This is a genomic window from Flavobacterium sediminilitoris (assembly GCF_023008245.1).
GTDB classification, from domain to species: Bacteria; Bacteroidota; Bacteroidia; order Flavobacteriales; family Flavobacteriaceae; genus Flavobacterium; species Flavobacterium sediminilitoris.
Map to the genome: position 1 here is coordinate 1,496,208 of NZ_CP090145.1, position 26,182 is coordinate 1,522,389.

Annotated in this window: 24 protein-coding genes; 9 read left to right on the forward strand and 15 right to left on the reverse strand. The window is 30.7% G+C overall.

The annotated features are described in order from the left end of the window. Window positions 1–29 precede the first annotated feature (29 nt). Both odhB and LXD69_RS06740 read right to left on the reverse strand, forming a co-directional pair. Window positions 30–1,250 (reverse strand): 2-oxoglutarate dehydrogenase complex dihydrolipoyllysine-residue succinyltransferase, encoded by a 1,221-nt coding sequence (gene odhB / locus LXD69_RS06735; protein ID WP_246918392.1) that lies wholly within the window; start codon window positions 1,248–1,250, stop codon window positions 30–32. Between the two features lie 72 nt (window positions 1,251–1,322). Further along, window positions 1,323–4,094: a 2-oxoglutarate dehydrogenase E1 component gene (locus LXD69_RS06740; protein WP_246918393.1), complete on the reverse strand. Its 2,772-nt coding sequence runs from the start codon at window positions 4,092–4,094 to the stop codon at window positions 1,323–1,325. A 114-nt stretch (window positions 4,095–4,208) separates the two neighbouring features. Here LXD69_RS06740 and LXD69_RS06745 point away from each other — a divergent pair, with 114 nt between their 5' ends. Next, window positions 4,209–4,754, forward strand: a complete 546-nt coding sequence (locus tag LXD69_RS06745) for a hypothetical protein (protein ID WP_246918396.1) — start codon at window positions 4,209–4,211, stop codon at window positions 4,752–4,754. A 21-nt stretch (window positions 4,755–4,775) separates the two neighbouring features. Here the strand turns inward: LXD69_RS06745 and LXD69_RS06750 are convergent, their stop codons facing one another. Beyond that, window positions 4,776–5,126, reverse strand: coding sequence for a hypothetical protein (locus tag LXD69_RS06750; RefSeq protein WP_045969732.1), 351 nt, complete (start codon window positions 5,124–5,126; stop codon window positions 4,776–4,778). Further along, window positions 5,119–6,093 (reverse strand): polyprenyl synthetase family protein, encoded by a 975-nt coding sequence (locus LXD69_RS06755; protein ID WP_045969729.1) that lies wholly within the window; start codon window positions 6,091–6,093, stop codon window positions 5,119–5,121. Before LXD69_RS06755 ends, LXD69_RS06750 begins: the two co-directional genes overlap by 8 nt. Window positions 6,094–6,381: 288 nt before the next feature. Between LXD69_RS06755 and LXD69_RS06760 the strand changes: the two genes are divergently transcribed. Genes LXD69_RS06760 through LXD69_RS06770 form a run of 3 tightly spaced genes read left to right on the forward strand, consistent with a single transcriptional unit; the run spans window position 6,382 to window position 7,941 of the window. Then, complete coding sequence (locus tag LXD69_RS06760) at window positions 6,382–6,963, forward strand: Crp/Fnr family transcriptional regulator (RefSeq protein WP_246918398.1); 582 nt, start codon at window positions 6,382–6,384, stop codon at window positions 6,961–6,963. A gap of 55 nt (window positions 6,964–7,018) precedes the next feature. Then, a complete protein-coding gene (locus LXD69_RS06765; RefSeq protein ID WP_246918400.1) occupies window positions 7,019–7,357 on the forward strand; it encodes a hypothetical protein in 339 nt (112 codons plus the stop codon). Window positions 7,358–7,362: 5 nt separating this feature from the next. Further along, complete coding sequence (locus tag LXD69_RS06770; RefSeq protein ID WP_045969723.1) at window positions 7,363–7,941, forward strand: NAD(P)H-dependent oxidoreductase; 579 nt, start codon at window positions 7,363–7,365, stop codon at window positions 7,939–7,941. Window positions 7,942–8,257: 316 nt separating this feature from the next. On the opposite strand, the gene frr is transcribed toward LXD69_RS06770, so the two are convergent. From frr to LXD69_RS06785, 3 genes are all read right to left on the reverse strand, one after another. Then, on the reverse strand, window positions 8,258–8,821 hold the full coding sequence (gene frr, locus LXD69_RS06775) for a ribosome recycling factor (protein ID WP_045969721.1): 564 nt from the start codon (window positions 8,819–8,821) through the stop codon (window positions 8,258–8,260). Between the two features lie 60 nt (window positions 8,822–8,881). Beyond that, window positions 8,882–9,589, reverse strand: a complete 708-nt coding sequence (pyrH, locus tag LXD69_RS06780; protein ID WP_045969719.1) for a UMP kinase — start codon at window positions 9,587–9,589, stop codon at window positions 8,882–8,884. A 70-nt stretch (window positions 9,590–9,659) separates the two neighbouring features. After that, window positions 9,660–10,439 (reverse strand): patatin-like phospholipase family protein, encoded by a 780-nt coding sequence (locus LXD69_RS06785; RefSeq protein WP_045969717.1) that lies wholly within the window; start codon window positions 10,437–10,439, stop codon window positions 9,660–9,662. A 65-nt stretch (window positions 10,440–10,504) separates the two neighbouring features. Here LXD69_RS06785 and LXD69_RS06790 point away from each other — a divergent pair, with 65 nt between their 5' ends. Further along, window positions 10,505–11,116, forward strand: coding sequence for a thioredoxin family protein (locus LXD69_RS06790; protein WP_246918402.1), 612 nt, complete (start codon window positions 10,505–10,507; stop codon window positions 11,114–11,116). Here LXD69_RS06790 and truB read toward each other — a convergent pair. Both truB and LXD69_RS06800 read right to left on the reverse strand, forming a co-directional pair. Continuing rightward, window positions 11,113–11,817: a tRNA pseudouridine(55) synthase TruB gene (gene truB, locus LXD69_RS06795; RefSeq protein WP_246918403.1), complete on the reverse strand. Its 705-nt coding sequence runs from the start codon at window positions 11,815–11,817 to the stop codon at window positions 11,113–11,115. The genes LXD69_RS06790 and truB overlap by 4 nt on opposite strands. Next, complete coding sequence (locus LXD69_RS06800; protein ID WP_045969711.1) at window positions 11,817–12,602, reverse strand: undecaprenyl-diphosphate phosphatase; 786 nt, start codon at window positions 12,600–12,602, stop codon at window positions 11,817–11,819. Before LXD69_RS06800 ends, truB begins: the two co-directional genes overlap by 1 nt. Before the next feature lie 191 nt (window positions 12,603–12,793). Here LXD69_RS06800 and LXD69_RS06805 point away from each other — a divergent pair, with 191 nt between their 5' ends. Then, window positions 12,794–14,377 carry a T9SS type A sorting domain-containing protein gene (locus LXD69_RS06805; RefSeq protein WP_246918405.1) on the forward strand — a complete coding sequence of 528 codons (1,584 nt, stop codon included), beginning with the start codon at window positions 12,794–12,796 and terminating at the stop codon, window positions 14,375–14,377. A gap of 60 nt (window positions 14,378–14,437) precedes the next feature. Here the strand turns inward: LXD69_RS06805 and LXD69_RS06810 are convergent, their stop codons facing one another. Next, window positions 14,438–14,674: a DUF3098 domain-containing protein gene (locus tag LXD69_RS06810; protein ID WP_045969707.1), complete on the reverse strand. Its 237-nt coding sequence runs from the start codon at window positions 14,672–14,674 to the stop codon at window positions 14,438–14,440. A gap of 30 nt (window positions 14,675–14,704) precedes the next feature. Further along, window positions 14,705–15,580, reverse strand: coding sequence for a cell division protein FtsX (locus tag LXD69_RS06815; protein WP_045969705.1), 876 nt, complete (start codon window positions 15,578–15,580; stop codon window positions 14,705–14,707). 430 nt (window positions 15,581–16,010) lie between these two features. On the opposite strand from LXD69_RS06815, the gene LXD69_RS06820 reads away from it, so the two are divergent. After that, window positions 16,011–19,004 (forward strand): leucine--tRNA ligase, encoded by a 2,994-nt coding sequence (locus LXD69_RS06820; RefSeq protein ID WP_246918407.1) that lies wholly within the window; start codon window positions 16,011–16,013, stop codon window positions 19,002–19,004. A 377-nt stretch (window positions 19,005–19,381) separates the two neighbouring features. Here the strand turns inward: LXD69_RS06820 and LXD69_RS06825 are convergent, their stop codons facing one another. Continuing rightward, window positions 19,382–19,552 carry a hypothetical protein gene (locus LXD69_RS06825; RefSeq protein ID WP_161794145.1) on the reverse strand — a complete coding sequence of 57 codons (171 nt, stop codon included), beginning with the start codon at window positions 19,550–19,552 and terminating at the stop codon, window positions 19,382–19,384. Between the two features lie 280 nt (window positions 19,553–19,832). Between LXD69_RS06825 and LXD69_RS06830 the strand changes: the two genes are divergently transcribed. Continuing rightward, the gene (locus LXD69_RS06830) at window positions 19,833–20,432 is read left to right on the forward strand and encodes a hypothetical protein (protein ID WP_246918409.1); all 600 of its coding nucleotides are present in this window, start codon (window positions 19,833–19,835) and stop codon (window positions 20,430–20,432) included. Window positions 20,433–20,569: 137 nt separating this feature from the next. Beyond that, window positions 20,570–21,268, forward strand: coding sequence for a zinc metallopeptidase (locus LXD69_RS06835; protein WP_045969699.1), 699 nt, complete (start codon window positions 20,570–20,572; stop codon window positions 21,266–21,268). Between the two features lie 38 nt (window positions 21,269–21,306). On the opposite strand, the gene LXD69_RS06840 is transcribed toward LXD69_RS06835, so the two are convergent. From LXD69_RS06840 to LXD69_RS06850, 3 genes are all read right to left on the reverse strand, one after another. After that, window positions 21,307–21,777 (reverse strand): Lrp/AsnC family transcriptional regulator, encoded by a 471-nt coding sequence (locus tag LXD69_RS06840; protein ID WP_045969697.1) that lies wholly within the window; start codon window positions 21,775–21,777, stop codon window positions 21,307–21,309. Between the two features lie 97 nt (window positions 21,778–21,874). Then, window positions 21,875–23,245, reverse strand: a complete 1,371-nt coding sequence (locus tag LXD69_RS06845; RefSeq protein WP_246918412.1) for a saccharopine dehydrogenase family protein — start codon at window positions 23,243–23,245, stop codon at window positions 21,875–21,877. A 176-nt stretch (window positions 23,246–23,421) separates the two neighbouring features. After that, window positions 23,422–26,028, reverse strand: coding sequence for a zinc-dependent metalloprotease (locus LXD69_RS06850; RefSeq protein WP_246918415.1), 2,607 nt, complete (start codon window positions 26,026–26,028; stop codon window positions 23,422–23,424). Window positions 26,029–26,182 lie beyond the last annotated feature (154 nt).

The following is a 26,182-nucleotide window of genomic DNA, read 5'->3' on the forward strand; positions in this document are numbered from 1 at the left end:
ATATTGTAAATCTAAAAGACAACTTTATACTATAATTCTAAAGCTTTTTTAGGATTGTTATCCATTAATAATTCTACTGGATTTTCTAAAGCTTCTTTCACAGCTACTAAGAATCCTACAGACTCACGACCGTCGATAATTCTGTGGTCATAAGATAATGCAACATACATCATTGGGTGAATTTCAACTTTACCATTTACTGCAATTGGACGCTCAATAATATTGTGCATTCCTAAAATTCCAGATTGAGGAGGATTAATAATTGGAGTAGATAACATACTTCCAAAAACACCACCGTTTGTAATAGTAAATGTTCCACCTGTCATATCATCAACTGTAATTTGGCCATCACGAGCTCTAAGTGCTAATCTTTTGATTTCCGCTTCAACACCTCTAAATGTTAAGTTTTCTGCATTACGAACAACAGGAACCATTAAACCTTTTGGTCCAGAAACTGCAATTGAGATATCAGCAAAGTCGTAAGCTACTTTATAATCGCCATCCATCATTGAATTTACGTCTGGATAAAGTTGTAAAGCTCTTGTAACTGCTTTTGTAAAGAAAGACATATATCCTAAGCCAACACCATTGTGTTTAGCTTTGAATTCATCTTTATATTGATTACGGATAATATTAATAGGTGTCATGTTAACTTCATTGAAAGTCGTTAACATTGCTGTTTCATTTTTAGCTGCAACTAAACGCTCTGCTACTTTTCTACGTAACATTGATAATTTAGTTCTTTCAGAACCACGAGATCCACCTGTTGGAGTTCCCATTGATGGTACAGCATTTAATGCATCGTCTTTAGTGATTCTTCCATCTTTCCCTGTTCCTATAATGTCAGAAGGTTGAATGTTTTTCTCGTCTAAAATTTTTCTTGCTGCAGGAGAAGGAGTTTGAGAAGCATATGTTTTTTCAGCAACTGGAGCTGCTTTTGGAGCTTCTGGTTTTTTCTCTTCTACTTTCGCTTCTGTTTTTGGAGCTTCAGATGTTGATCCTTCTGGTTTTGCAGCACTTGTATCAATTAAACATACAATTGCTCCAACAGCTACTGCATCGCCTTCTTCAGCTTTAAGTGTAATAATTCCACTTGCTTCCGCAGGTAACTCTAATGTTGCTTTATCTGAATCTACTTCAGCTATAGCTTGATCTTTTTCTACGTAATCACCATCTTGTACTAACCAAGTTGCAATTTCTACTTCTGTAATTGATTCACCCGGTGAAGGGACTTTCATTTCTAAAATCATATCTTAATAATTTTAATCTTTTAGGACTATATTCTATTTGTGTTGTTTAGCTACTTTTTAAAGGTAGTTAATTTATTGAAATAATGTTTTATCAAAAACCATTGCAATAGCATTCTTCTGACGTTTTTTAGAACGTTCATAACTTCCTGCTGCTGGTGCACTATATGCTTTTGGTGATGCTAAACGAAGTTTAACTAAATCGAAATTCATCAACATATAACTATAAGCTCCCATGTTTTTTGGTTCTTCTTGTGCCCAAACATAGTCATCAACATTTGGATAACTTGCAATTATCTCTTTTATTTGGTCTATTGCTAATGGGAATAACTGTTCTAAACGAACAACAGCTACATCATTTCTTTCTAACTCTTCGCGTTTTTCAATAATATCGTAATATACTTTTCCTGTACACAATACCAATGTTTTAATTGCTTTTTTGTCAGTTACATTTGGATCGTCCAAAATTTCTTGGAATTGTCCATTTGCCATTTCATTAGATGTTGAAACTGCTAATGGATGACGTAATAAGCTTTTTGGTGTAAATACAATTAATGGTTTACGGAAATTAGTTTTCATTTGTCTTCTCAACAAGTGGAAGAAATTAGCTGGAGTTGTACAATCTGCAATATACATATTGTGCTTAGCACACATTTGTAAATAGCGTTCCATACGAGCTGATGAATGCTCTGCTCCTTGATTTTCATAACCATGAGGCAATAACATTACTAGTCCATTTTGATTGTTCCATTTGTCTTCACCAGCAGAAATATATTGGTCAATCATAATTTGAGCACCATTTGAAAAATCTCCAAATTGTGCTTCCCAAATTGTTAATGTTTTTGGAGAGGCTAATGCATAACCATATTCAAAACCAACAACTCCATATTCTGAAAGGTGAGAGTTGTAAACATAGAATTCTCCTTTTTTGTCTTTAATATTATTAAGTAGGATTACTTCTTCTTCTGAATCTTCAACTTTAACAACAGCATGACGGTGTGAGAATGTTCCACGTTCTACATCTTGACCTGAAATACGAACATCAAATCCTTCTTTTATAAGTGATCCATATGCTAATAATTCACCCATTGCCCAATCTAGAGTATCTTTTTCGAAATACATATCATTTCGATCCTTGATAATCTTTGTGATTTTATTGATGAATTTTTTATCTGAGGGTAATTCACAAATTGTTGTTGCGATTTCAGTTAATGAATTCTTATCGAAGGAGGTATCATACTTTTTAAGCATTTCCCCATCAGAAACTTGTTCAAAACCAGTCCATTCGTTTTGCATAAATGGAGTAATTACCGTAAGGTCTTTTTTACGAGACTCTTCTAAACTCTCATCTAAATCGGCTTTATATTTTGCTTCTAATTCTTTAACATAGTTAGCATCAATAATTCCTTCCTGTCTTAATTTCTCCGCGTAAATATCACGTGGATTTTTATGTTTCGAAATTGCTTTATATAAGATTGGTTGAGTGAATTTTGGTTCATCACCTTCATTATGACCATATTTTCTATATCCTAACAAGTCGATAAATACATCTGTGCCAAATTCCATTCTGTAATCTAAAGCAAATAACATAGCGTGAACTACTGCTTCAGCATCATCTGCATTAACATGAAGAACTGGTGATAGTGTAACTTTTGCAATATCTGTACAATATGTAGACGAACGTGCATCTAAATAATTTGTTGTAAAACCAACTTGATTGTTGATTACTAAGTGAATTGTTCCACCTGTTTTGTATCCATCAAGTTTTGCCATTTGAATAATTTCGTAAACAATTCCTTGTCCAGCAATTGCAGCATCACCATGTACTGCAATAGGCAAAACTTTAGAAACATCTTCTTTGTAAAAACGATCTTGTTTTGCTCTTGTAATTCCTTCTATTACTGCTCCAACAGTCTCTAAATGTGATGGATTAGGTGCTAAGTTTAAGTTTATTTTTTTTCCTGAACTAGTTGTCCTGTCTGACGTTAATCCTAAATGGTATTTTACGTCTCCATCAAAATTCATATCGTCATCATAGTCTTTTCCGTCGAATTCTGAAAAGATGTTTTGAGTGTTTTTGCCAAAAATATTTGCCAATACATTTAAACGACCTCTGTGAGCCATTCCCATTACAAATTGCTCTACTCCTTTGTCTGCTGCTGCTTCAATTAAAGCGTCAAGAGCTGGAATAGCAGATTCACATCCTTCTAATGAAAAACGTTTTTGTCCTACGTATTTTGCATGAAGAAATGTTTCAAAAGAAACGGCTTCATTCAGTTTTCCAAGGATTTTTTTCTTTTTTTCTGGAGAAAAATTAGGTTGATTATTATTTACGTCTAACCTGTTTTTTATCCAATCTTGTACTTTAGGATCTCTAATGTACATAAATTCTACTCCAATAGACTGGCAGTAAACACTTTCAAGATGTTTGATAATGTCGGCTAATGTGCTTGAAGGCATATTCAACATTTTAGCTGCATCAAAAACAGTAGTTAAGTCAGCTTGCGATAAACCGAAGTTTTCTAATGCTAATGTTGGAGAATATGTTCTACGCTCTCTAACTGGATTAGTCTTTGTAAATAAATGTCCACGTGTTCTATATCCTTCTATAAGTTTTAGAACGTTAAACTCCTTATGTAATTTTTCAGAAACATGGTCACATGAAAAATCCCCTGAAGTAATTTGACTAACAATATCTTGTGAACCATAGTTTGTTACAGCAAAATCAAAGCCTTGGAAAAAACTCCTCCAGCTTGGCTCTACAGTGTCTGGGTTTTGTAAATATTGATCGTATAAATCTGCGAAAAATGCAGTATGTGCTGCGTTTAAAAAGGAAAACCTATCCATAATTCAGTCTTAATGACGATTTGGTTAAAAATAATTGTACAAAAGTAAAACATTTGTAATAATCTTTTAAAGAAATTTGTATTTTTATAACATAATTTTTTTAGAAAATAGCTTATGAAAAAGAATTTGATTCTCTTTTTAACAAAATCCCTTTTTTTTGCTTTTTTAATCACACCTTTTCTTGTAGTTAATGCTCAAGAAGACGCTTCTATTAAAACAAAAAATCCTTTTTGGGAGAATGTACAATTTGGTGGAGGACTTGGTTTAGGATTTGGAAGCAATTTTACAAATATTACTGTGGCTCCGAGTGGAATTTATAATTTCAATGAGTATTTTTCTGCTGGTTTGGGCCTTCAGTATAGTTATGTGAAACAAAAAGGATATTATCAATCTAATATTTACGGAGGAAGTATTATTGCTTTATTTAATCCAATTCGTGAAATTCAAATTTCTACTGAAATTGAACAACTTAGGGTTAATTCTAAATATGATGGATTTTATGGCAATTTTAATGATGATTTTTGGAATACAGCCTTGTTTATTGGAGCAGGTTATAGGACAAATAATGTAACATTAGGCGTTAGATATAATGTGCTTCATAAAGACAACGATGGTGTTTATGCAGATGCATTGATTCCTTTTGTAAGAGTTTATTTTTAATGTTTTAAAAGTAATCTTTATCTAATATTTATTACGAAACCAAACTTTTTGCCATTCTCTTTTCAATATCAAGAAAGTAACTTGTTCAGATAGGAGTACTAAATCAGAGCCGTCTAATTTTTTGATTTGCTCTTCTGATACATCAATGATATATAACAGGTTTAAGTATTCAGCGAATTTAAATTGTATTAATTTTAATATTTTTTCGTGAACTAAATCTTTAAATTGAAAAGGAAAAATATTTAATGGAATGTCTATGCTTTCATTTGCTAAAGCAAAGTCTTTATTAGTTTGTTCAATCAATTTAAAGTACAGATGTTCTTCCTCTGCTTGAGAAATTAAAGAATCAATATCTATAGGTGGTTTATACATTTCTATTCATTAACTTTTCTCCAAAGGTTCTTAATATTTCTTTCTTTTCATTAGAAATATGCATTTTGTTAAGTGTTTCAAACGCTTTTAATGTGTATTCTTTTATTGCTATTTGTGTTTCTTTTGATGCTCCAGAATTATTGAAAATCGTTTTAACAGATTCTATTTTGTCTGTATTATCGTTTGGTTGAATAGAAAATAAATGTAGTAACTGTTCTTTCTCTTCATTATCACTCTGCGCAAGTGCTTTTAAATATAAATATGTCTTTTTGTTTTCAATAATATCTCCTCCAACTTGTTTTCCAAAAGTTTCAGGATCTCCGAATGCATCTAAATAATCATCTTGTAGTTGAAAAGCAATTCCTAAATTTAATCCAAAATCATATATTAAATTTGCGTTTTCTTCTGTAGTTTCTGCTACAATAGCTCCCATTTTCATTGCTGCGCCAACTAAAACGGCTGTTTTGTATTCAATCATTTTTAAATACTCTGAAATCGTCACATCATCACGTGTTTCAAAATCAACATCGTATTGTTGTCCTTCACAAACTTCTAAAGCGGTTTTACTGAAAAGTTTTGCCAGTTTTTGAAAGATTATAGGTTCGTAATTTTCAAAATATTGATATGCTAAAATTAGCATTGCATCACCAGATAAGATTCCAGTATTTATATTCCATTTTTCATGAACGGTTTGGTGACCTCTTCTTAGAGGAGCATCATCCATAATGTCATCGTGAATCAATGAAAAGTTGTGAAATACTTCAATTGCTGCTGCTGCATGAATTGCATTTTCTAATGAACCATTAAAAATTTCACTAGCCATTAAGGTTAAAACAGGACGCATTTTTTTACCTCCTAATGAAATAATATATTGGATAGGTTCGTATAAATTCTTAGGCTCCTTTGTTAGTTTTAACTCTTCAAAATGAGTTTTTATTGTTTCTTGATATTGGATTATTGAATGCATTTTTTTACAAATAATAGCTTTCTGCAAAAATAGCTTTTTTATTTATAATCTGTGTTGGTTTGATAAAGTTTACTTTTTTGAAGTTTTTCGTTTATGTAGGTTTTAAATAACTATCTGAGTTTTACTGATTATTGAAAAAAAAACCAAGACTAATAAAAATCAGAAACAAATGAACAAAAGAAAGGTGACTTTCAAATTCTTTTTAAAATTTTAAAAGTTTGAATTATATTTGTTTTGGCTTATTGCAACTTCTTTTAGCTGTAAAATGTTGACAAACATTAGAGAAAAATGAATAGTGAGAAAATATTAAATAAAATGGGAGAAATTTATTCTCCATTATCGATTCAATGTCAAGAAGATTTTATAGCGAATTCAAAAATTGGAACATTTAAAAAAGGTGATATTGTAGTTCGTGAAGGACAATTTTCTAAAAATGCATATTTAATAGTTAAAGGGTGTGCAAGAGCATATTATTTGAAAGAAGGTAAAGATATTTCAGACTGGTTTACTTTTGAAAATGAGTTTATGGCATCAATTGTTAGTTTTTTTAGTAAAGAACCTAGTCCTCATTATGTTGAATTTGTTGAAGATTCAATAGTTTTTGAATTTTCGAGAGATACTGTTGATAATCTGTCCAATAAACACCATGATTTTGAACGTTTTATTAGTAAAGTAGTGACCGAAACCATGTTAGGGCTATGTGAAAGATTATATACTATTCAATTTAATAAAGCAGATGAAAGATATAGACATCTAGTAAATATTCATCCTGATATAACAAACAGAATCCCTTTAACGCATATTGCTTCTTATTTAGGAATTACGCTTGAGACTTTGAGTAGAATAAGAAATCTTAAAAACCGAATTTGATTTATATCAAATGATAACTCTTCCATTAAGAGGATTTTTGTAAAAAAATAAAAAAATGGAAGAAAAAAACAAAAAATTAAAATCAATTTGGGGAAAATGGTGGGAATCAATTAGAAAATGGTTTTATCCAGCTTGGTTAGTGTACGAAACTTCAATTCGTTTTTATGATTACGCGCTAGGGGTTTATAATTATTTGGAGATGTATCAAGATAATATATTACCTTATCTTGGAAATATTGGAGTTTTAACTTTAGCTATTTTTTGTAGTGTTGTTACTTTTGTTGTTTGTACAATATTTTTAACAGTACCTACTTGTTTTGTTCTATATAAATTCTTCAAAGTAGGTAATTTAACAGGAACTTCATTTGAAGAAAAAATAAAAATTTATTTCTAGAACAAATGAGAAAAATACTAATTATTAACGGACATCCTGATAAGGAAAGTTTCAATTTTGCACTTTCAAAATCGTATAAGTTAGGTGCTGAAAAAGTAGGTGCTGAAATAAAGGAAATTAATATTAGAGAATTGAATTTTAATCCAAATCTTCAATTTGGATATCGGAAAAGAACTGAGTTGGAACCAGATTTATTAGATGCGCAGGATAAAATAAAATGGGCTAATCATTTGGTTTGGATATATCCTGTTTGGTGGAGTTCTGTACCTGCAATAATGAAAGGCTTTTTAGATAGGATTTTACTTCCAGGATTTGCTTTTAATAAAAGAAAAGACTCATTGTGGTCAGATAAATGTTTGACAGGTAAAACAGCAAGACTAATTTGTACGTTGGATCAGCCTGCTTGGTATTACAAATGGATGTATAGAAATCCTAGTCATAATGCGATGAAAAAAGGAACAATGAATTATATTGGAGTGAAAAAGGTAAGAATTACAACTATTGGACCTATAAGGCTTTCTAAAGAAGAGTTTAGAATAAAATGGCTAAAAAAAGTGGAGAGATTAGGTGAAATGAATAAATAATAACAATTGTAAACAGGAAAAATCAGTTGACGATATGTTTTACAAGCGTCTTTATGGATTTTCCTCTGGTTTGTTCTTTATTCAAGTAATAGAGGGTTTTAAAAAATAAACTTTCTTTTTTTAAACCATATTGCATGTTAATTATAACAAAGCGTATAATGTTTTTCAGTGTTGTGATTTTTTTAATATAGAATATTATTTTCAATTTCTAGAATTGAAAGAGAATAGTTATCGGTTAAGAATATACTAATATAAAAGGGTTGTCTTTAATTAAGAACAACCCTTTTGTGTTATATTTATGTCTATTTTATAAATACTATACTTTCATTATTTCAGCTTCTTTAATAACTAAGTGTTCTTCAATTTTTTTAATATAAGTATCAGTTAGCTTTTGAACGTCTTCTTCTGCTTTTTTGCAAATATCTTCAGATGTTCCGTTTTTTTCTTCTTTTTTAATATCAGTGTTAGCATCTTTACGAGCATTACGAACACCTATTTTTGCATCTTCAGCTTCAACCTTTGCTTGTTTTACAAGATCACGTCTTCTTTCCTCAGTTAAAGCAGGGATGTTTATAATAATGTTGTCTCCGTTATTCATTGGGTTTAACCCTAAGTTTGCAATCATAATTGCTTTTTCTATAGGTTGTAACATTGGTTTTTCCCATGGAGTAACCGTTAATGTTCTTGCATCTGGGGCATTTATATTAGCTACTTGAGATAGAGGTGTTTGAGAACCATAGTATTCAACAAAGACACCGCCTAGCATTTGTGGAGAAGCTTTACCTGCTCTAATGTTTAAAAATTCTTTTTCTAAATGCGCTATAGAACCTTCCATTGATTCTCTTGCACTGTCAATTATAAAATTAATTTCTTCAGTCATCGTATGTCTTTTTTTTATTTTTAGACTTTCTGAATTCTAAATTCTGAATTCTAAATTTTGTTATATTGTTACAGTTGTTCCTATAGTTTGTCCTTCGCAAACTTTTAATAAATTCCCTTCTTTGTTCATGTCAAAAACAATAATAGGTAATTTGTTTTCTTGACTAAGAGTAAACGCAGTTGTGTCCATAACGTTTAATCCTTTTGCTAATACATCTTCAAATGAAATATAATCAAATTTCGTTGCATTTGTATCTTTTTCTGGATCAGCACTATATACTCCATCAACACGTGTTCCTTTTAATATAACATCAGCATTAACTTCTACTCCTCTTAAAACTGCTGCTGTATCTGTTGTGAAATATGGATTTCCTGTTCCAGCTCCAAAAATAACAATTCTTCCTTTCTCTAAGTGTCTTGTTGCTTTTCTTTTAATATAAGGTTCAGCGATTGCTTCAATTTTTAAAGCTGTTTGTAAGCGCGTTTGCATTCCTGCTTCTTCAAGTGCACCTTGTAATGCCATTCCATTAATAACGGTTGCAAGCATTCCCATGTAATCTCCCTGAACACGATCCATTCCATTACTAGCACCTGCTACACCTCTAAAAATATTTCCTCCTCCTATAACGATAGCAATTTCAACTCCTTTATCATGAATTTCTTTAATTTCTTGAGCATATTCGGCTAAACGTTTAGGGTCAATTCCATATTGTCTATCTCCCATTAAGGCTTCTCCGCTCAGTTTTAGAAGAATTCTTTTGTATTTCATCAGGTTGTTTCTATTTATATTTGTGATGCAAATATAATTATATATCTACAGAAAAAAAATGTTGTTTAAATTATGGGCTTAATTCTTCAAAAGTCTTTTTGGCTTCATCGTAACCAATTTGAAAAATAGTTTTCATTTTTGTTTTACTCGTTTCAAAAGTGCTATAGTTTGCTAATTCTTTTGGCTCAATAATTATATCGCATAAACTAAACTTTTGATAATTTCCTTGCGCTGATAGTAAATCAAAGGCTCTTGATGTAATCGATTTTATTGAATTTAAATCTTTTGCCTCAATATTTTGAATAGGACTTACGTAAACCCCAATAATGCTGTCGCAGTTTCCTAAAAGCAAGTCGGTTGGAAAATGGTTTAAAATACCTCCATCACTATATAGTTTGTTGTTTATTTTATATGGGGTTAACATTCCAGGAAAAGAGGCTGATGCTAAAACGGCATCTGTTACTTTTGTGTCATCATTAAAAATTTTTAATTTCCCTTTTACTAAATCGGTTCCTGTAATTTTAATAGGAATGGGTAGTTCACCTATTTTAGTATCTCCAAATATTTGATTGAAATAAACTTTAAAAGAATCAGAATCAATGATACCTGGTTTTTTTAGGGTAAAATGTTTCCAATTAAAAAAGTAAATAGATTGAAAAAAACGCAGAATTTCATCTGGAGATTTTCCAAAAGCATATAAGGCAGCAATAATAGCTCCTGCGCTTGTGCCAGATAATATGCTTGGCTTTATACCTTGGTCTTCTAAAAACTGAAGCGTTCCTGCATGAGCGATTCCTTTAGAGCCTCCTCCAGATAGTGCAATCCCAATATTTTTTGATTTAAAATCCATTTGTAACTAAACTAACATTTAATATTCAAATTTAGTTTTAAATTTGTCAAATAAATATTATAAAGATGAAAAAAATAATAGAAAACGCACTTTTAAATTCATATACATACGTAGAATATAGAGAATTAGTTAGTCAATTAATAAGTGAAGGAAAATCTACAGGGCATACGCAGTCTGAAGATTTGTTAAAATATTCAGAGTTGAATGAAACAAGGTTAAAAAGATTAGATAAAACAATTGTTGTTAATGATGAGTCTCTTTTTAGATTAGAAAATTTAGATAAGAAATACACTTGGTTGGTTCTTTCAGAAGGATGGTGTGGTGATGCAGCACAATTACTGCCTATAATAAATAAAATGGCAGAGTCTTCAAAAAATATAGATTTAAATATAGTTTTGAGAGATGATAATGAAGAGTTAATGAATCTTTTTTTAACAAATGGAGGAAAAGCAATTCCAAAGTTGATTGTTTTAGACGCTGAGACCCATGATGTAATTGCAGATTGGGGGCCAAGACCAGAACCTGCTCGTAAATTAATTGCAGATTATAAAGCGGCTAATGGAGTAGTAGATGAGCCTGTGAAAATTGAATTGCAAAAATGGTATTTAAATGATAAAGGAAATACAACTCAAAATGAAATTATAAGTTTATTAAAAAAGGAAAAAGCACTTGTTTAAGTGCTTTTTCCTTTTAGAATATGCTGTTCAAATTGTTCTGGAGAAATAGCTTTATCAACTGAATAATCACCAATTTTTGTTCTACGTAAAGCTGTTAAATGCCCACCCGATTTTAGAGCTAATCCAAAATCATAAGCTAAAGAACGAATATAAGTCCCTTTACTACATTGTACTCTGAAATCAATTTCAGGTAAATCAATTCTAGTGATTTCAAATTCGTAAATAGTTGTTTTTCTCGATTGAATTTCTATCTCTTCACCAGCTCTAGCATGTTCATACAGTCTTTTTCCATCTTTTTTTATAGCAGAAAAAACGGGAGGTTTTTGGTCTATTTCTCCTAAGAATTGATGGGTAGTTTCGTTAATTAATTCTGGAGTAATGTGATTCGTTGGAAATGTAGCATTTATTTCGGTTTCTAAATCATAAGAAGGAGTTGTTGCTCCTATAGTTATTGTACCTGTGTATTCTTTGACTTGGCTTTGAATGTCAGAAATTGTTTTGGTAAATTTACCTGTACATATAATTAATAAGCCTGTAGCTAAAGGATCTAACGTTCCTGCATGACCTATTTTAAATTTTTTAGGTAAATTATAATGATGTTTTAATAAGTATTTCAGTTTATTTACTGCCTGAAATGACGACCAGTGTAATGGTTTGTCAATTAGTAAAACTTGTCCAGCTAAATAATCTTCTGCTTGCATTAAATAATAGTTAGTTTTTGCACAAAGAAATGAATAATTAAAATAGCAACTCCTGCAATGATTCTATAGTAGCCAAATATTTTAAAACCGTGCTTGGTTAAGTATCCAATAAAAGATTTTATAGCAATTAGAGCGACTATAAAACCTACAATATTTCCAATAATCAATAAGTTTAATTGATGATCTGTTATTTCAACTCCTAATTTGCTGTAGTCATATAATTTTTTAACAGTTGCGCCAAGCATTGTTGGAATAGCAAGAAAAAATGAAAATTCTGCGGCAGTTGTACGAGATAGTTTCTGGCTCATTCCACCTACAATACTAGCACCACTTCTAGAAACTCCAGGAATCATAGCTAAACATTGAAACAACCCGATTTTTAAAGCAGTAAGATAGGATATTTCTGTGTTTTCAGCATTACCAAACCAATCATCTACTTTTAAAAGTAAAAATCCACCAATAATAAGAGAAATGGCCACAACAATTGGACTTTCTAATAAATCATCTATAAAATCGTTTAGTAGTAGTCCAAAAAATACTGCTGGAATGAAAGCAACAAATAGTTTAAAATAGAAATCAATGCTTTGAAAGAAACGCTTAAAATAGAGAACCACAACAGAGAGAATTGTCCCTAATTGTATAACAATAGTGAATAATTTTGTGAAATCATCTCCGGCAATTCCAAAAAAGGAAGAGGCAATAATCATGTGGCCTGTTGAAGAAACAGGTAGAAATTCAGTTATTCCTTCAATAATGGCAAGAATAATAGCTTGTAATGTGTTCATGCTACAAAAGTATATTTTTTTATAGAATAAAGATAATTGAAAAAAGGTTAATTGTTTTTTATAAATTTGTGACACCAGTTGATAAGAATCATTGTATTTTTTTGGCATTTAAAATTACTGCTATTAACCCCTGTTTTATTGATTTGTATAAAGTAAAACATGCAGGTTTTAAACATAACTTAAATATCATAATGAAAACAACTATCACGTTATTTGCACTTTTACTAAGTGTGCCTTTTTTTTCTCAAACACATTCGTTTAATAATCCAATTGTATTAGCTTATTTTCCATCTTATTCGGAAAATTGGACAACAACAAATCAAAATTCTAAATTAAGAGAAATACCGTCTTTTGTGAATTATGTTTTTCTTGCATTTGCAAAGCCAAATTTAACTTATACAAAAGATTCATTTGATATATCAGGAACAGGAATAGAAGTGCCTTATGATGGTTGTACTTTGAAAGAAAGTGTTTCAGCATTAAAACAAAAGGGAGTTCATGTCATTTTATCTATTGGAGGAGAAACTTATTGGAATTCTAATGTTTATTCAGCTATTGATTATCAACAGATAAAAGATTTGGTCGATGACATAGGTTTTGTTGGTATCGACTGGGATTTTGAACCTAATGGTTCTTTTGGGGAAATAGGAAACGCAACAAATGTTCAACATTTTATCAATTTTTTCACAAATTCTAGAGCTATAATGCCTAAAAGTGAGGGGTATATTTTGGCATGTGCTCCAGCAGGAGTAGGAGCTTTAGGAGGACAAACAAATAATGATGTAATGTCTCCGTTTGCTTATGAAAATAGAAATATAGTAACAGGAGAAACAGATGCTAATTTATATAATGGAACAGCAGCTACAAATGGAATAAATCTTTTTGGATTTGCTTCTACAGGACACATGATTCCTGTAATTGAAGCTGTTGGAGATAAAATTGACATTATTGCGTTTCAAGGCTATAATACTGGAGGAAGTACTAATAGAAGTATAATGTATGACGCTTATGCATATTATGCAGAACAATATGGTTTTAAAGTAGCAGCAGGAGTGCATTATCCAAATGAACCTTGGGGACCTTATTATACTTACACACATCAAAATGTTGCAGATTTAGCAAGTCATATTCGTAATTATTCCACAAGGATAGGAGATCAAGATGGGATTATGTTATGGCAGCTATTGTTGGCCAATACAGGATTAAATAGTTCAGGTTATTCTTATATGAACGTTGCAAATAAGGTTTTAAACGGTATTCCAGCAAATACAGCTATTTCTGAAGCGAATGATTATTCTTTATCTCCTTATACAGGTGGAGCAGAAGGATGTTCTGGTCAAGGAGGAACACTTTTTTGTGGTTTTTCAGAATATATGTCCAATCAGTCATATCCAACTGCAAACACAACAGTCTACTATCAATGTAAAATTTGGGCAAATCAATGGTGGGCAAATGCAGGTGAAATTCCGGGAGAAAATTCAGTTTGGCAAGAAATTAATGATTGTCATGAAGGAACAGGTTGTACTTTAGATTTACAAGATTTTATAAATCAAGATATACAAATTGCAGTGAAAGAAACAATAATTGTTTTTGAAAGTCAAAATCAATATATAAACCAATTGTCAATATTTGATATTACTGGAAAAGAAATTTTTAAATTGAGAAATAAAACAAAACGAATAGAAATAGATAAAGCACATTTAGCAAAAGGAATATATATTGTTAAATGTGAAATAGAAGGAAAAACATTAAACAGTAAGTTTGTGTTAAACTAAATTGTATAAAATAAACAAACCTTTTTACTCTCAGAATAAAAAGGTTTGTTTCATTATTTCTTAGTCTTTTTTAAAGATAGAATAAATTGTAATTCCAAAACCAATTAAAACAGTAGTAGGTGCTAAACGAATTCTTCTAAAATCAAAAATAGCATCACTCCATACATTTGGGTCATCACTTCCACCACCAGTCATCAATATAAAACCTATTCCGATTACGGCTAAACCAATTAAAAGAATTTTATAATTTGCTTTGTCAAATAAAAACTCTGGTTTGTTATTTTCGTTGTTTTTCATCTTGTGTTGAAAATATTTTTTATAAATTATTTAATATAAATCGTCTGTTCTTAAATTTAGAAAACGTTGTGTTGCAAAAAATGTACTTACCCATGTAATAATGATTCCAATAAGTAATACACCACCAAAAACAATTCCTAAAGAAACATAATCTTTAGACAGTTTCAAAGAAGGTAATAGTTGATCAATGTAATAAACAGCTCCCATTAAAGCAATAATAGCTAGTAATGAACCAACAAGCCCTAGTTTTATACTTCTCCAAATAAAAGGTTTTCTAATAAATGATTTTGTAGCGCCTACCATTTGCATAGTCTTAATAGTAAAACGATGCGAATAAATAGAAAGTCTAAGCGAACTATTGATTAATAACATTGCTACAATACCTAAAAAACCACTAATAACAAGAATCCAAAAACTTATTTTTTTAACATTATCATTTACTAAGTCTACTAATTGTTTATCATAAATGATTTCAGAAACCATCTCATTCTTTTTAATATCTCTTTCAATTTTTTTAATGCTATCTGCTACAACATAATCTCCTTTTAAATTAATATCGAAAGAATTTTGAAGTGGATTAAAGCCTAAAAATTCCATAAAATCTTTCCCTACAATATCAACATTGTTTTTTGCAGCACTATCTTTATGTACAAAAGCATATTCTTTTATGAAGCGAGCATTTTTCATTTCAACATCAAAAGCCTTTAAAACACTGTCATTAGCTTCATTTTTAAAAAATACGGTCATAGGAATATTTTCTTTAAAATCATTTGTTATTTTTTTAGAGTTAATAACAAACAATCCTAAAGCTCCTAGTAAAAAAAGCACCAAAAAGATACTTACAATTACAGAAAAATAAGAAGAAATCAATCGTCGTTTTTGATAGGTCTCAAATGAAGATGCCATATAAATTTATAAATTATGCTGTAAAAATAAAAAAGAATTTTGGTAAATATAGAATATAACGTTCAAAGTTTTGACTTTCGTACAATAAACGTAAATTTGCAGCTTAATTTTTAAAAGCGAATGGATTAGAATTTTACAAATCCATTTTCCCGCTTTCTGCTTTATCTTTTGATTGGCTCTATTATTTAACAAAAGCAAATCAAAAGGATATCGCTACAATCGGGGCTAAAAAGAAACAAAAAGAATTTTTGTAATCAGAATAAAAAATGAAATTATTAGCGCTTGCAATAATAGCAAGACTTCTAATTAAAAAATAATAAAGACAAATGACTTAAGCTTGCGACAGCATGAGTCCTTAGGCAAAAATAATAAAGACGAATGACTTAAGCTTGCGACAGCATGAGTCCTTAGGCAAAAATAATAAAGACGAATGAAATACAATCCAAACGAAATCGAAGCCAAATGGCAACAATATTGGGCAGAAAACCAAACATTTGCTGCTACAAATAATTCAGAAAGACCTAAATATTATGTTTTAGACATGTTTCCTTATCCATCAGGAGCCGGATTACATGTTGGACATCCTCTAGGCTACATCGCTTCAGATATTGTAGCTCGATACAAACGTCATAAAGGATTTAATGTATTACATCCACAAGGGTATGATTCGTTTGGTTTGCCTGCTGAACAATACGCTATTCAAACAGGGCAACATCCAGACAAAACAACTAAAGAAAATATTGCTCGTTATAGAGAGCAATTAGATAAAATCGGATTTTCATTCGATTGGAGTAGAGAAGTACGTACATCAAATGCTGATTATTACAAGTATACACAATGGATTTTTATTCAATTATTCAATTCTTGGTATAATAACGAATCGGATAAGGCAGAAGACATCTCAACTTTAATTTCAATTTTCGAAAAAGAAGGAAACGCTACTGTAAATGCAGTTTGTGATGATAATATTATTTCTTTTTCGGCAAGCGAGTGGAACGCATTTTCATCGTCAGCACAACAAAAAATACTATTACAATATAGATTAACGTATTTAGCTGAAACAGAAGTAAACTGGTGTCCAGCTTTGGGAACCGTTTTAGCCAATGACGAAATCGTAAACGGGGTTTCAGAACGTGGTGGTCATCCTGTTATTCGTAAAAAAATGACCCAATGGTCGATGCGAATTTCTGCCTATGCAGAAAGGTTACTTCAAGGGTTAAACGATATCGATTGGACGGAATCGCTAAAAGAATCTCAAAGAAACTGGATTGGAAAGTCGGTTGGAGCAATGGTTTCTTTCAATGTGAAAAATCATGATGAGGTAATTGATGTTTTCACAACTCGACCTGATACTATTTTCGGAGTTACATTTATGACTTTAGCACCAGAACATGATTTGGTAGCTAAAATTACAACTCCTGAACAAAAAGCAGCCGTTGAATCTTACATTGAAGCAACTGCTAAACGTTCGGAAAGAGAAAGAATGGCTGATGTGAAAACTATTTCAGGAGTTTTCACAGGGGCGCATGCTGAACACCCTTTTACAAAAGAGCCAATTCCAGTTTGGATTGGCGATTACGTTTTAGCAGGCTATGGAACAGGTGCAGTTATGGCTGTTCCTTGTGGTGACGAACGTGATTATGCTTTCGCGAATTTCTTCAAAGGAACTAATGGAATGCCTGAAATTAAAAATATTTTTGACCAAGATATTTCGGAAGAAGCTTTTGGAGCTAAAGAGGGTTTCCAATTAGTAGATTCAGATTTCTTAAATGGTTTAGGTTACAAAGAAGGAACGAAAAAAGCGATTGAAGCTTTAGAAAATATAAAACAAGGTAACGGGAAAACAAATTATCGTTTGCGTGATGCTGTTTTTTCGAGACAAAGATATTGGGGTGAACCTTTTCCTGTATATTATGTAAATGGTTTACCACAAATGATTGACAAAAAATATTTGCCAATTGCTTTACCAGAAGTAGAAAAATATTTACCAACAGAAGATGGGCAACCACCTTTAGGTAATGCAACAGTTTGGGCTTGGAATACTGAAACCAATCAAGTGGTAAGTAATGACAAAATAAATAACACTAGTGTTTTTCCTTTAGAATTAAATACGATGCCAGGTTGGGCTGGTTCTTCTTGGTATTGGATGCGTTATATGGATGCTCACAATAAAGAAGAATTTGCAAGTAAGGAAGCTTTAGACTATTGGCAAAATGTAGATTTATATATAGGTGGAAGCGAACACGCAACCGGACATTTATTATATGCTCGTTTTTGGAACAAGTTCTTAAAAGATAGAGGTTTTGCACCAACAGAAGAGCCGTTCAAAAAGTTGATTAATCAAGGAATGATTTTGGGGAATTCTGCTTTTGTTTATATTCTTCAACAACATACTGAAGTGAAAGATACTACACAAATAGTAAAATCGCTAAATGCAAAAAGGAAAACATATCTATTGTCAAAAGGAATTTATGATGATTTAGTAGGTAATAAAAATAATCCTATAATTGACAAAATTAAAGAAGAGATTTTATTAGCTTATAGAGAAGTAGGAGCTGATAGTGTTGTTTGGGCTGATGCTGAACCAAAGGCTTTAAAAATCCATGCCGATTTATCAGTAATTAATGATATTACATCAGAACTAGATATCGAAAAATTCAAAGCACATCCTTTGTATAAAGATTATGCAAATGCTGAATTCATTTTAGAGGATGGTAAATACATTGTAGGTCGCGAAGTAGAAAAAATGTCAAAATCAAAATACAACGTAGTGAATCCAGATGATATTTGTAATGAATATGGTGCAGATACGTTGCGTTTGTATGAAATGTTCCTTGGGCCTTTAGAACAAGCAAAACCTTGGAATACAGCAGGTATAACAGGTGTTTTTGGTTTCCTTAAAAAATTATGGCGTTTGTATTTTGATGATAACGGTTCAATTGTAACCAATGAAGAGCCATCGGCTGAAATGTACAAATCGTTACACAAAACCATCAAAAAAATTACAGAAGATATCGAGAATTTCTCATTCAATACTTCAGTGTCACAATTTATGATTTGTGTAAATGAGTTGGTCACTTTAAAATGTCATCATAGAGCCATTTTAGAACCGTTAGCAATCGTAATTTCTCCTTATGCACCACATATTGCAGAAGAGTTATGGAGTGCTTTAGGTAATGAAGGTTCAATAGCAACGGTTGCTTTTCCAATTTTCGAACCCAAATATTTAGTAGAATCTGAGAAAGAATATCCAGTTTCTTTTAATGGTAAAATGCGATTTAAAATTAATTTGCCTTTAGATTTAACAAAAGAGCAAATTGAAGAAATTGTAATGGCAGATGAAAGAACACAAGCACAATTACAAGGAAGAACACCTAATAAAGTAATTATTGTTCCTGGAAAAATTATCAATTTAGTGGGATAATAAAAGAGTTTTATAAAGCAAAGAGACTGTCTGGAAATTACTTTTTGGACAGTCTTTTTTTTGTTTTAATCAGCATAATATAATCTTTAAAGTACGTGTGCAAAGAGAAGGAGAAACACTAAAACGGGTTAAAAGCATAAAACGCATAGATCTACAATTTGAGATTTCTAAAAAAGACAAATAAATTTCCATTAGCTCTAAGCTGCTATTTTTTTAAGAAATTAATCTTGTGATTTTATTTTCTTTTTGAAAAAAAACACAAAAATATTGGACTTCTAAAACATTCCTAAAACGAAATGAACATAGTTAGAATATAAACATAAAAAGAGGCTGTCTTTTTAGACAGCCTCTTTTATTCTTGTTAAGAAATTACAAGATTAAAATTCAGCACATAATTTCCAATACTCACATCCGTATGGAGGATAAGGAGGAGAATCTGGTTTTATACAACATTTGTCCCAATCTCTAATGACACCACCTTGTATTTGTTTTTGCTCATTAGACGACAATTCTTTTGTCCCTTTTAAATTTAAAACTGTTTTTTTCATGTTTGTTTGTTTTATTGTTTCAATAAAGATAATAAATAAAATAGAAATAAATACATAATAATTGTCGCTCTTTTCTATAAAAATATCTTGTTTCTATATTCTTGTGCCTAGGATATTAATATGTTATTGATAATTTTTGTTCGATTTTTCTTCTTAATAAGTAAAAAAGATTTATAAAAAGCGTTAAAACTAAAATTTAATACAATAAAATCGGGTTTTTTACTTTCTTGTAAAGAAACAAACCAAATAAATTTTTATTAATTCCCCCAAATTTAAATCAATGAAGAAAATAACAAGAAAATCAGTTTTAGTAATGTGCTTTTTTTGTGCTAGCTTATTATCGTTAAATGCACAAGAAAAGAGTAAAAAAGTATCAAATGACTTAACTAGATTGCTAGATGTATCATCAAGCTATAAAAATTATAAAGTAATTGAAAAAGGAGCAATTAGTAATTTTCAATCTACATTAAATAATTATATACGACAAGAACAAAATACACAAGCTTCACTTAGAAAAGAATTAAAGGTGAATGAGGATAAAATTTTAGGATTGCAAAATCAAATGGATGAACTTAAAAAATCAAATGAAGTATTGTTGAATGAAAAAGCAAGTATTAGTTTTTTAGGTTTCTTAATAGATAAGAAAAACTATTCCATTGTAATGTGGACATTGTTTATTGGAACGTTGTTAGTATCTCTTGTTTTGCTTTTTAAATTTAAAGCAGCTAATAAAATAACGAATAATTCTAAATCGCTATTGAAAGATTTAGAAAAAGAATATGACTCTTATAGAAGGGTTTGTATTGAACGTGAGCAAAATTTAAGAAGACAGTTATTTGAGGAAGCAAAAAAGAACAAAGAACTTATGAACGCTTCATAAATTGAAACAGTCGCAATTGAGAGATTAAAAGCAAATAAATTTTAACATTTTTTTAAAAATGACAAACTGACATCTTTAAAATATTGGAATACAATTTGTTATTTATTTTGTAATTTTAAGAAATAAAAACAAAAACTATGGATTTTACATATTTAATATTAATTGGAGGAATAGCTCTTTTTAGTTGGTTAGTTAGTTCAAAATTGAAAAGTAAGTTTGCACATTATTCTAAAATTCATTTGAGAAATGGAATGAGTGGTGCTGAAATTGCAGAAAAAATGTTAGCTGATAATGGGATTAGAGATGTAAAAGTAATTTCTACTTCAGGGCAATTAACAGATCATTATAACCCGATTAACAAAACAGTAAATTTGTCAGAAGCTGTTTATAATCAAAGAAATGCTGCGGCTGCGGCTGTTGCTGCCCATGAATGTGGACATGCTGTTCAGCACGCACAAGCCTATAGTTGGTTAACCATGCGATCAAAAATGGTTCCTATGGTAAATGTTTCCTCAAGTATGTCACAATGGTTGATAATGGGAGGATTAATTTTAGGTTTTGCTTCAAAATCAAGTATCGGATTTTATGTTGCAGTTGCAGGATTAATATTAATGGCAATTGCTACAGCGTTTAGTTTTGTTACCTTGCCAGTAGAATATGACGCTAGTAATAGAGCATTAGCTTGGTTGAAAAATAAAAACATGCTAAGTCAAGAAGAATATGCAGGAGCAGAAGATTCATTAAAATGGGCAGCTAGAACTTATGTAGTTGCAGCGCTTGGAGCTTTAGCATCACTTTTATATTGGGCATATAGAATTTTAGGATCTAGAGATTAAAAATAAAGTAAAAACTCCGATTTTAAAATCGGAGTTTTTTATAATTGTATTTGTCGATCAATTTGCTGATCTAAGGAAATAAAAGTTTCAGTTCTTGAAACTCCTTTTATAGCTTGAATTTTTTTGTTTAGTAATTGCATTAAATGCTCATTATCTCTACATATTATTTTTATAAGAATACTCCAATTTCCAGTAGTATAATGACATTCTAATACTTCGGGTATTTTTTTTAATTCGCGAACAGCTTCTGCATTGCTAGATGCTTTGTCAAGATAAACACCTACAAAAGCCATGGTTGAATAACCCAAAACTTTGATATCGATAACGAATTTTGAACCAGATATTACGCCTGCTTGTTCTAATTTTCTTAATCGTTGATGTATTGCTGCTCCAGAAATACCAATTTTATTTGCGATTTGCAAAATAGGTTTTCGAGCATCATGCATTAAATCTCGTAGAATTTCTTTGTCAATTCCATCAATTTCAATTTGTAACTGATTTATCTTCATATTCTTTTATTTGTAAAGTAAAATTAAATAAAAGAATACTGTTTTAAAACAAAAATCCGAGAATTAATTGAAATTTTCGGATTTTAATGATTTTTAATTAGCTGCTAACATTTAAAGGATTGTAGCCCATATATTCTTTCTCAGTTTCATTAAATAGAACACCATATTCTTCTAATTCTTTTAAAATGGGAATATAAACTTCTTTAGCAATAGGTAGTTGTACACCAGGTGTTTTAATTTCTCCATTTAAAATTTTGATGGCTGCAATTGCAACAGGTAAACCAACTGTTTTAGCCATCGCGGTATAGGTTTGGTCATCTCCTATGCAAACCATTGTAGAATCTATTTGTTTTTTCTCACCATTTATTTCATACCCAAATTTATGATACATCACAATCATGTCTTTATCTTCTGGTTGTAATGTCCATTTTTCAGAAAGAATTTTTTCTAAAATTTGAGCAGGAGTCGCGTTTTTTAATTCTACTTTTTTGTTTCCGTTAAAAATGTCTAATTCTAAAAGTTTGTCCCAAATAATATCATCTTGGTCAATTTTTTGAGCATGTCTAAGTTTAATTTCAACAGTGTCAGTAGGATGATAAGGTAGAAATGAGTTTGTGAATTCACGATATGTCATCTCTTCAGAATTTTCAATGATATAAGAATCATCAGTCATTCCAAGTTGAACTAAAATATCCCAAGCTCTTGAATATCCTACTCTTCTAATAGTTCCTCTATAAACTGTTAAGGCATTGTCTAATTTGTAAACACTTCTATATTTTAGAGAGTCTCTATTCGCATATCCTTCAAAACGACCATATCCTTCAATTTCAAGAAACTCAGTTCTTCTAAATAATTTATTATATGGAATATATTTATAAGTTCCTTCTTGAATAAATTTTGCGGCACCACCTTGACCTGCTAAAACCACATTTCTTGGGTTCCAAGTGAATTTGTAGTTCCAAAGGTTATTATCGCTTTCTGGAGCAACAAGTCCTCCACAAAATGATTCAAAAAGCATTATCTTTCCACCATTGTCTCTAATCTCATCAATTACTTTCATGGCACTCATGTGATCTATACCAGGATCAAGTCCGATCTCATTCATTAGAACTAATCCATTTTCTTTAGCTAAATCATCTAATTCTTGCATTGCAGGACTAATGTAGGAAGCTGTAACCATATGTTTTTTATATGTAATACAGTCTTTTGCTACTTCAATATGCATGTGAGCAGGTAACATTGATATGATTATTATAGCTTTTTGAATTTCTTCATGGCGCTGTTTTTCATTAAAAATATCAAATTCTATTGCTCTAGCATTTTTATGATTGTTCGCTTTTTTTTCGGCTAATTCTAGTGATAAATCAGCAATAGTAAGTTGTAATTGCTCTTTCTCTGACTTATCTAATAAATATTTTATTAATGAGGAAGCAGATCTTCCCGCACCTATTATTAATATGTTTCTCATGGTAGGTTTTGTAAAAATATCACACGAAGGTAGTGAAATGTTATATTTATAAAAAATATTTTAAGAATTACAATTGAAATATTTTTATTAAAAATAAGTTTGCAATTGATAAGAGAATAAATAAAAAAACCGACTATCTTTTTTGATAATCGGTTGTCTTTTTTATAGAATATTGTTTATTTAACCTCTTCTAAGTTGTTATTGATTAAAGTAGTGATATATTCTTTATGTGCTTTTGTAGAGATGTCTACAGGAGTAGAAGGAGACATCATTCTTTTGATGTTTTTAATGTTATATAAAGCCATAGATTTTACAACATTAGAATACATGTTTTTCTTATCATCTTTTAATATGTTGATAAGTCTATTAGTATATTCAATTTGTAAATTCTGTCTAAATGTATTGATGTTACTATTAGTGTCTGCTTTAAATATTGCATTGTTTAAATCAGTCATAAACATTGATAGTTTATATTGATTTCCATATAATTCAGAATCAACAATACGCTGTAGAGTATTAGGATGTAAAATATGGTTTAAAATATTATTTTGATAGCTTAATACTTGACTATGAATTTTTGGATCTTCAGGACCATTGAAAAAATTATATCCTCTTCTTTGTAAAGCTAAATAATTGTAAAGTTCATTAGGTGCTTTAAATGCATCAGGAGCAAATACGTATGTTTCCAATGCGTTCATTGCTCTTTTTTGGTCATCTAAGCTTACAGGAGTATAAGGTTGTGTAGCATTTATTTGCCCAGACATTGCTCTGTCAACATATACGCCTCCAATAAATCTAGAAATAACACCAGCGGAAACATTTTTCTGATTACTAAGTATATAATAAATTCTTCTTAACTCTTGATACGATTCGCCTGTTTTTGAAAATTTTGTTTTAGCATTCTTCATCATATTGTCAACAAGTTTGAATCGACCAATTGAATAAGAAATAGGATCATTTGATAAATCACCTATCATTACCCTTGGGTCAATGGCTTTTCCTGGTGCGCGCATATCATCTGCATCATTTCCGAAAATTAATTCAGGTTGAGTCGATTTATTAAGCAAATTAACTTTTTCTGATTCCGATTTGAAAGGAGTGTAACCAAATTGTATTGCCCAAATATCATAAGGCCCAACAGAAGTATCGTAGTATTGTCCTTGTTTTGTTCTGTCTAAAGTTATATTAATGTCAGCATAATCCATTACAGAACCCGTTAAAGCTTTCCCTTTTATAAAATCAGGATTACTTAATTCTTCAGGAGAGAATAAATGACTTGCTTTCATATTATGATTTAATCCTAAAGTATGACCAACCTCGTGCATGATTAATGCTATCATTGACTCTTTTTTCATTCTAGCCATTTCTAAATCAGAAGTAGCTGCTGAAGATAATAAGGCTTGACCAAACATTCTGTTTTCATGCATAACATGCCCTAGAGAACACATTTTTGGATTGTTTTTTTGGAAAGATATAGGATATGCTTCTGCTGAAGACGCAGATAAGTCAAATATTTTATCATATAGTACTCTGTTTGTAAAGTGAACATATTCAAGCATAATATCGGCACCTAGAATTTCTCCTGTTTTTGGATTTACAAAACTTGGTCCGTAACCACCAAATGGAGGATTAGGAGATGAAGTCCATCTTAATACATTATATCTAATGTCTCCAGCATCCCATGTAGCATCATCAGGTTGCACTTTCACAACTATAGCATTTTTAAATCCTGCTTTTTCAAAAGCGATATTCCATTTTAATACACCTTCTGTTATGGTTTCTCTCCATTCAATAGGCGTTGTGTTTTCAATCCACCATGTTATTGGAGTTACTGGTTCAGATAATACTGCATTAGGATCTTTTTTTACTAAATTCCATCTGTGAACTAAATCTCTATATGCTGTTGAAGAGGTAGACGTTTGATCGTCAACTTGCGTAGTGAAAAAACCAACTCTTGGGTCGTCAAATCGTACTTCATAATTGTTTTCTGGCATTGAAATTAAACTATGATATACTTTTATGCTTACGTTTCTTGCGTCAGACACAGCATTAGAACCGCCATTTAATACAGACTGATTGCTGTAAATATATTCAACGGCTATGTCTGTATTTTCAGGATAATTTCTAATCGAATTTATCTTTGTTTTGTCTTTATCTAAACTTCCAAGAGAAAAGGAATGTGGAGATGCTAATGGAGATCTTGAAGGTTTAATTTGTGAAAGTGTTTCTTTAAGGAATAGATCATTGGCTGATATTAAATATAATTTTTTATCACTATCATGAGCTAAAATCTTTTCACTAGACATATTTCCTTCACTCAAATTAGCCTTTTGTGATTTTGAAATAGGATTGTTTGGGTCAAAATAATAAGAAGTATTTTGTGTGATAAATTCTATCTTATCGAAGTACTTTTGAATCTTAAAAACCTTTGAGTCATTATATGAACCTCTAAAGCTTCCCGCATCAGATACACCATCTGCAATTTGATTAAAGTAAATATATTCTTTGTCAATTTGGTCTTCGTTAATTAACATTTGAATGCTACCTGTTACAGTGTCTTGATAAATAGTAAATAAGCCTTCAATTTTTTTGCTTTGTTTTACTAATTCTTCAATAGTCTTTTTTTCGGGCTTTTTTGCTTTTGCAGCTAATAAGCTCGCTTCTTTCTCCTTCTCTTTCTTTCTTTTACTTTGTGCCTCTATAGTTTGATTTTGGAATAAAAACAAACAAATTAAAAGTGTAGGGAAAAGGACTTTTTTTGTTTTAACAAAATTAATTTTCATTGTAATGTATTAGTTAATTTTAAATAGGTCACAATTTAGAAAAAAAGGATATGAGAATGAGTGCCTAAAAGTTAAAGTTTATTTAAAAAAAGAATCGTTAATTTTTTAGAGAGAGTGGAGTTATAAAGGATCTCTTATAGTTGGTGTTTAAAAT

Bases quoted from the DNA above. Each gene is read 5' to 3' on its own strand.
- odhB (WP_246918392.1), bottom strand. From the start codon at position 1,250: ATGATTTTAGAAATGAAAGTCCCTTCACCGGGTGAATCAATTACAGAA.
- LXD69_RS06740 (WP_246918393.1), bottom strand. From the start codon at position 4,094: ATGGATAGGTTTTCCTTTTTAAACGCAGCACATACTGCATTTTTCGCA.
- LXD69_RS06745 (WP_246918396.1), top strand. From the start codon at position 4,209: ATGAAAAAGAATTTGATTCTCTTTTTAACAAAATCCCTTTTTTTTGCT.
- LXD69_RS06750 (WP_045969732.1), bottom strand. From the start codon at position 5,126: ATGTATAAACCACCTATAGATATTGATTCTTTAATTTCTCAAGCAGAG.
- LXD69_RS06755 (WP_045969729.1), bottom strand. From the start codon at position 6,093: ATGCATTCAATAATCCAATATCAAGAAACAATAAAAACTCATTTTGAA.
- LXD69_RS06760 (WP_246918398.1), top strand. From the start codon at position 6,382: ATGAATAGTGAGAAAATATTAAATAAAATGGGAGAAATTTATTCTCCA.
- LXD69_RS06765 (WP_246918400.1), top strand. From the start codon at position 7,019: ATGGAAGAAAAAAACAAAAAATTAAAATCAATTTGGGGAAAATGGTGG.
- LXD69_RS06770 (WP_045969723.1), top strand. From the start codon at position 7,363: ATGAGAAAAATACTAATTATTAACGGACATCCTGATAAGGAAAGTTTC.
- frr (WP_045969721.1), bottom strand. From the start codon at position 8,821: ATGACTGAAGAAATTAATTTTATAATTGACAGTGCAAGAGAATCAATG.
- pyrH (WP_045969719.1), bottom strand. From the start codon at position 9,589: ATGAAATACAAAAGAATTCTTCTAAAACTGAGCGGAGAAGCCTTAATG.
- LXD69_RS06785 (WP_045969717.1), bottom strand. From the start codon at position 10,439: ATGGATTTTAAATCAAAAAATATTGGGATTGCACTATCTGGAGGAGGC.
- LXD69_RS06790 (WP_246918402.1), top strand. From the start codon at position 10,505: ATGAAAAAAATAATAGAAAACGCACTTTTAAATTCATATACATACGTA.
- truB (WP_246918403.1), bottom strand. From the start codon at position 11,817: ATGCAAGCAGAAGATTATTTAGCTGGACAAGTTTTACTAATTGACAAA.
- LXD69_RS06800 (WP_045969711.1), bottom strand. From the start codon at position 12,602: ATGAACACATTACAAGCTATTATTCTTGCCATTATTGAAGGAATAACT.
- LXD69_RS06805 (WP_246918405.1), top strand. From the start codon at position 12,794: ATGAAAACAACTATCACGTTATTTGCACTTTTACTAAGTGTGCCTTTT.
- LXD69_RS06810 (WP_045969707.1), bottom strand. From the start codon at position 14,674: ATGAAAAACAACGAAAATAACAAACCAGAGTTTTTATTTGACAAAGCA.
- LXD69_RS06815 (WP_045969705.1), bottom strand. From the start codon at position 15,580: ATGGCATCTTCATTTGAGACCTATCAAAAACGACGATTGATTTCTTCT.
- LXD69_RS06820 (WP_246918407.1), top strand. From the start codon at position 16,011: ATGAAATACAATCCAAACGAAATCGAAGCCAAATGGCAACAATATTGG.
- LXD69_RS06825 (WP_161794145.1), bottom strand. From the start codon at position 19,552: ATGAAAAAAACAGTTTTAAATTTAAAAGGGACAAAAGAATTGTCGTCT.
- LXD69_RS06830 (WP_246918409.1), top strand. From the start codon at position 19,833: ATGAAGAAAATAACAAGAAAATCAGTTTTAGTAATGTGCTTTTTTTGT.
- LXD69_RS06835 (WP_045969699.1), top strand. From the start codon at position 20,570: ATGGATTTTACATATTTAATATTAATTGGAGGAATAGCTCTTTTTAGT.
- LXD69_RS06840 (WP_045969697.1), bottom strand. From the start codon at position 21,777: ATGAAGATAAATCAGTTACAAATTGAAATTGATGGAATTGACAAAGAA.
- LXD69_RS06845 (WP_246918412.1), bottom strand. From the start codon at position 23,245: ATGAGAAACATATTAATAATAGGTGCGGGAAGATCTGCTTCCTCATTA.
- LXD69_RS06850 (WP_246918415.1), bottom strand. From the start codon at position 26,028: ATGAAAATTAATTTTGTTAAAACAAAAAAAGTCCTTTTCCCTACACTT.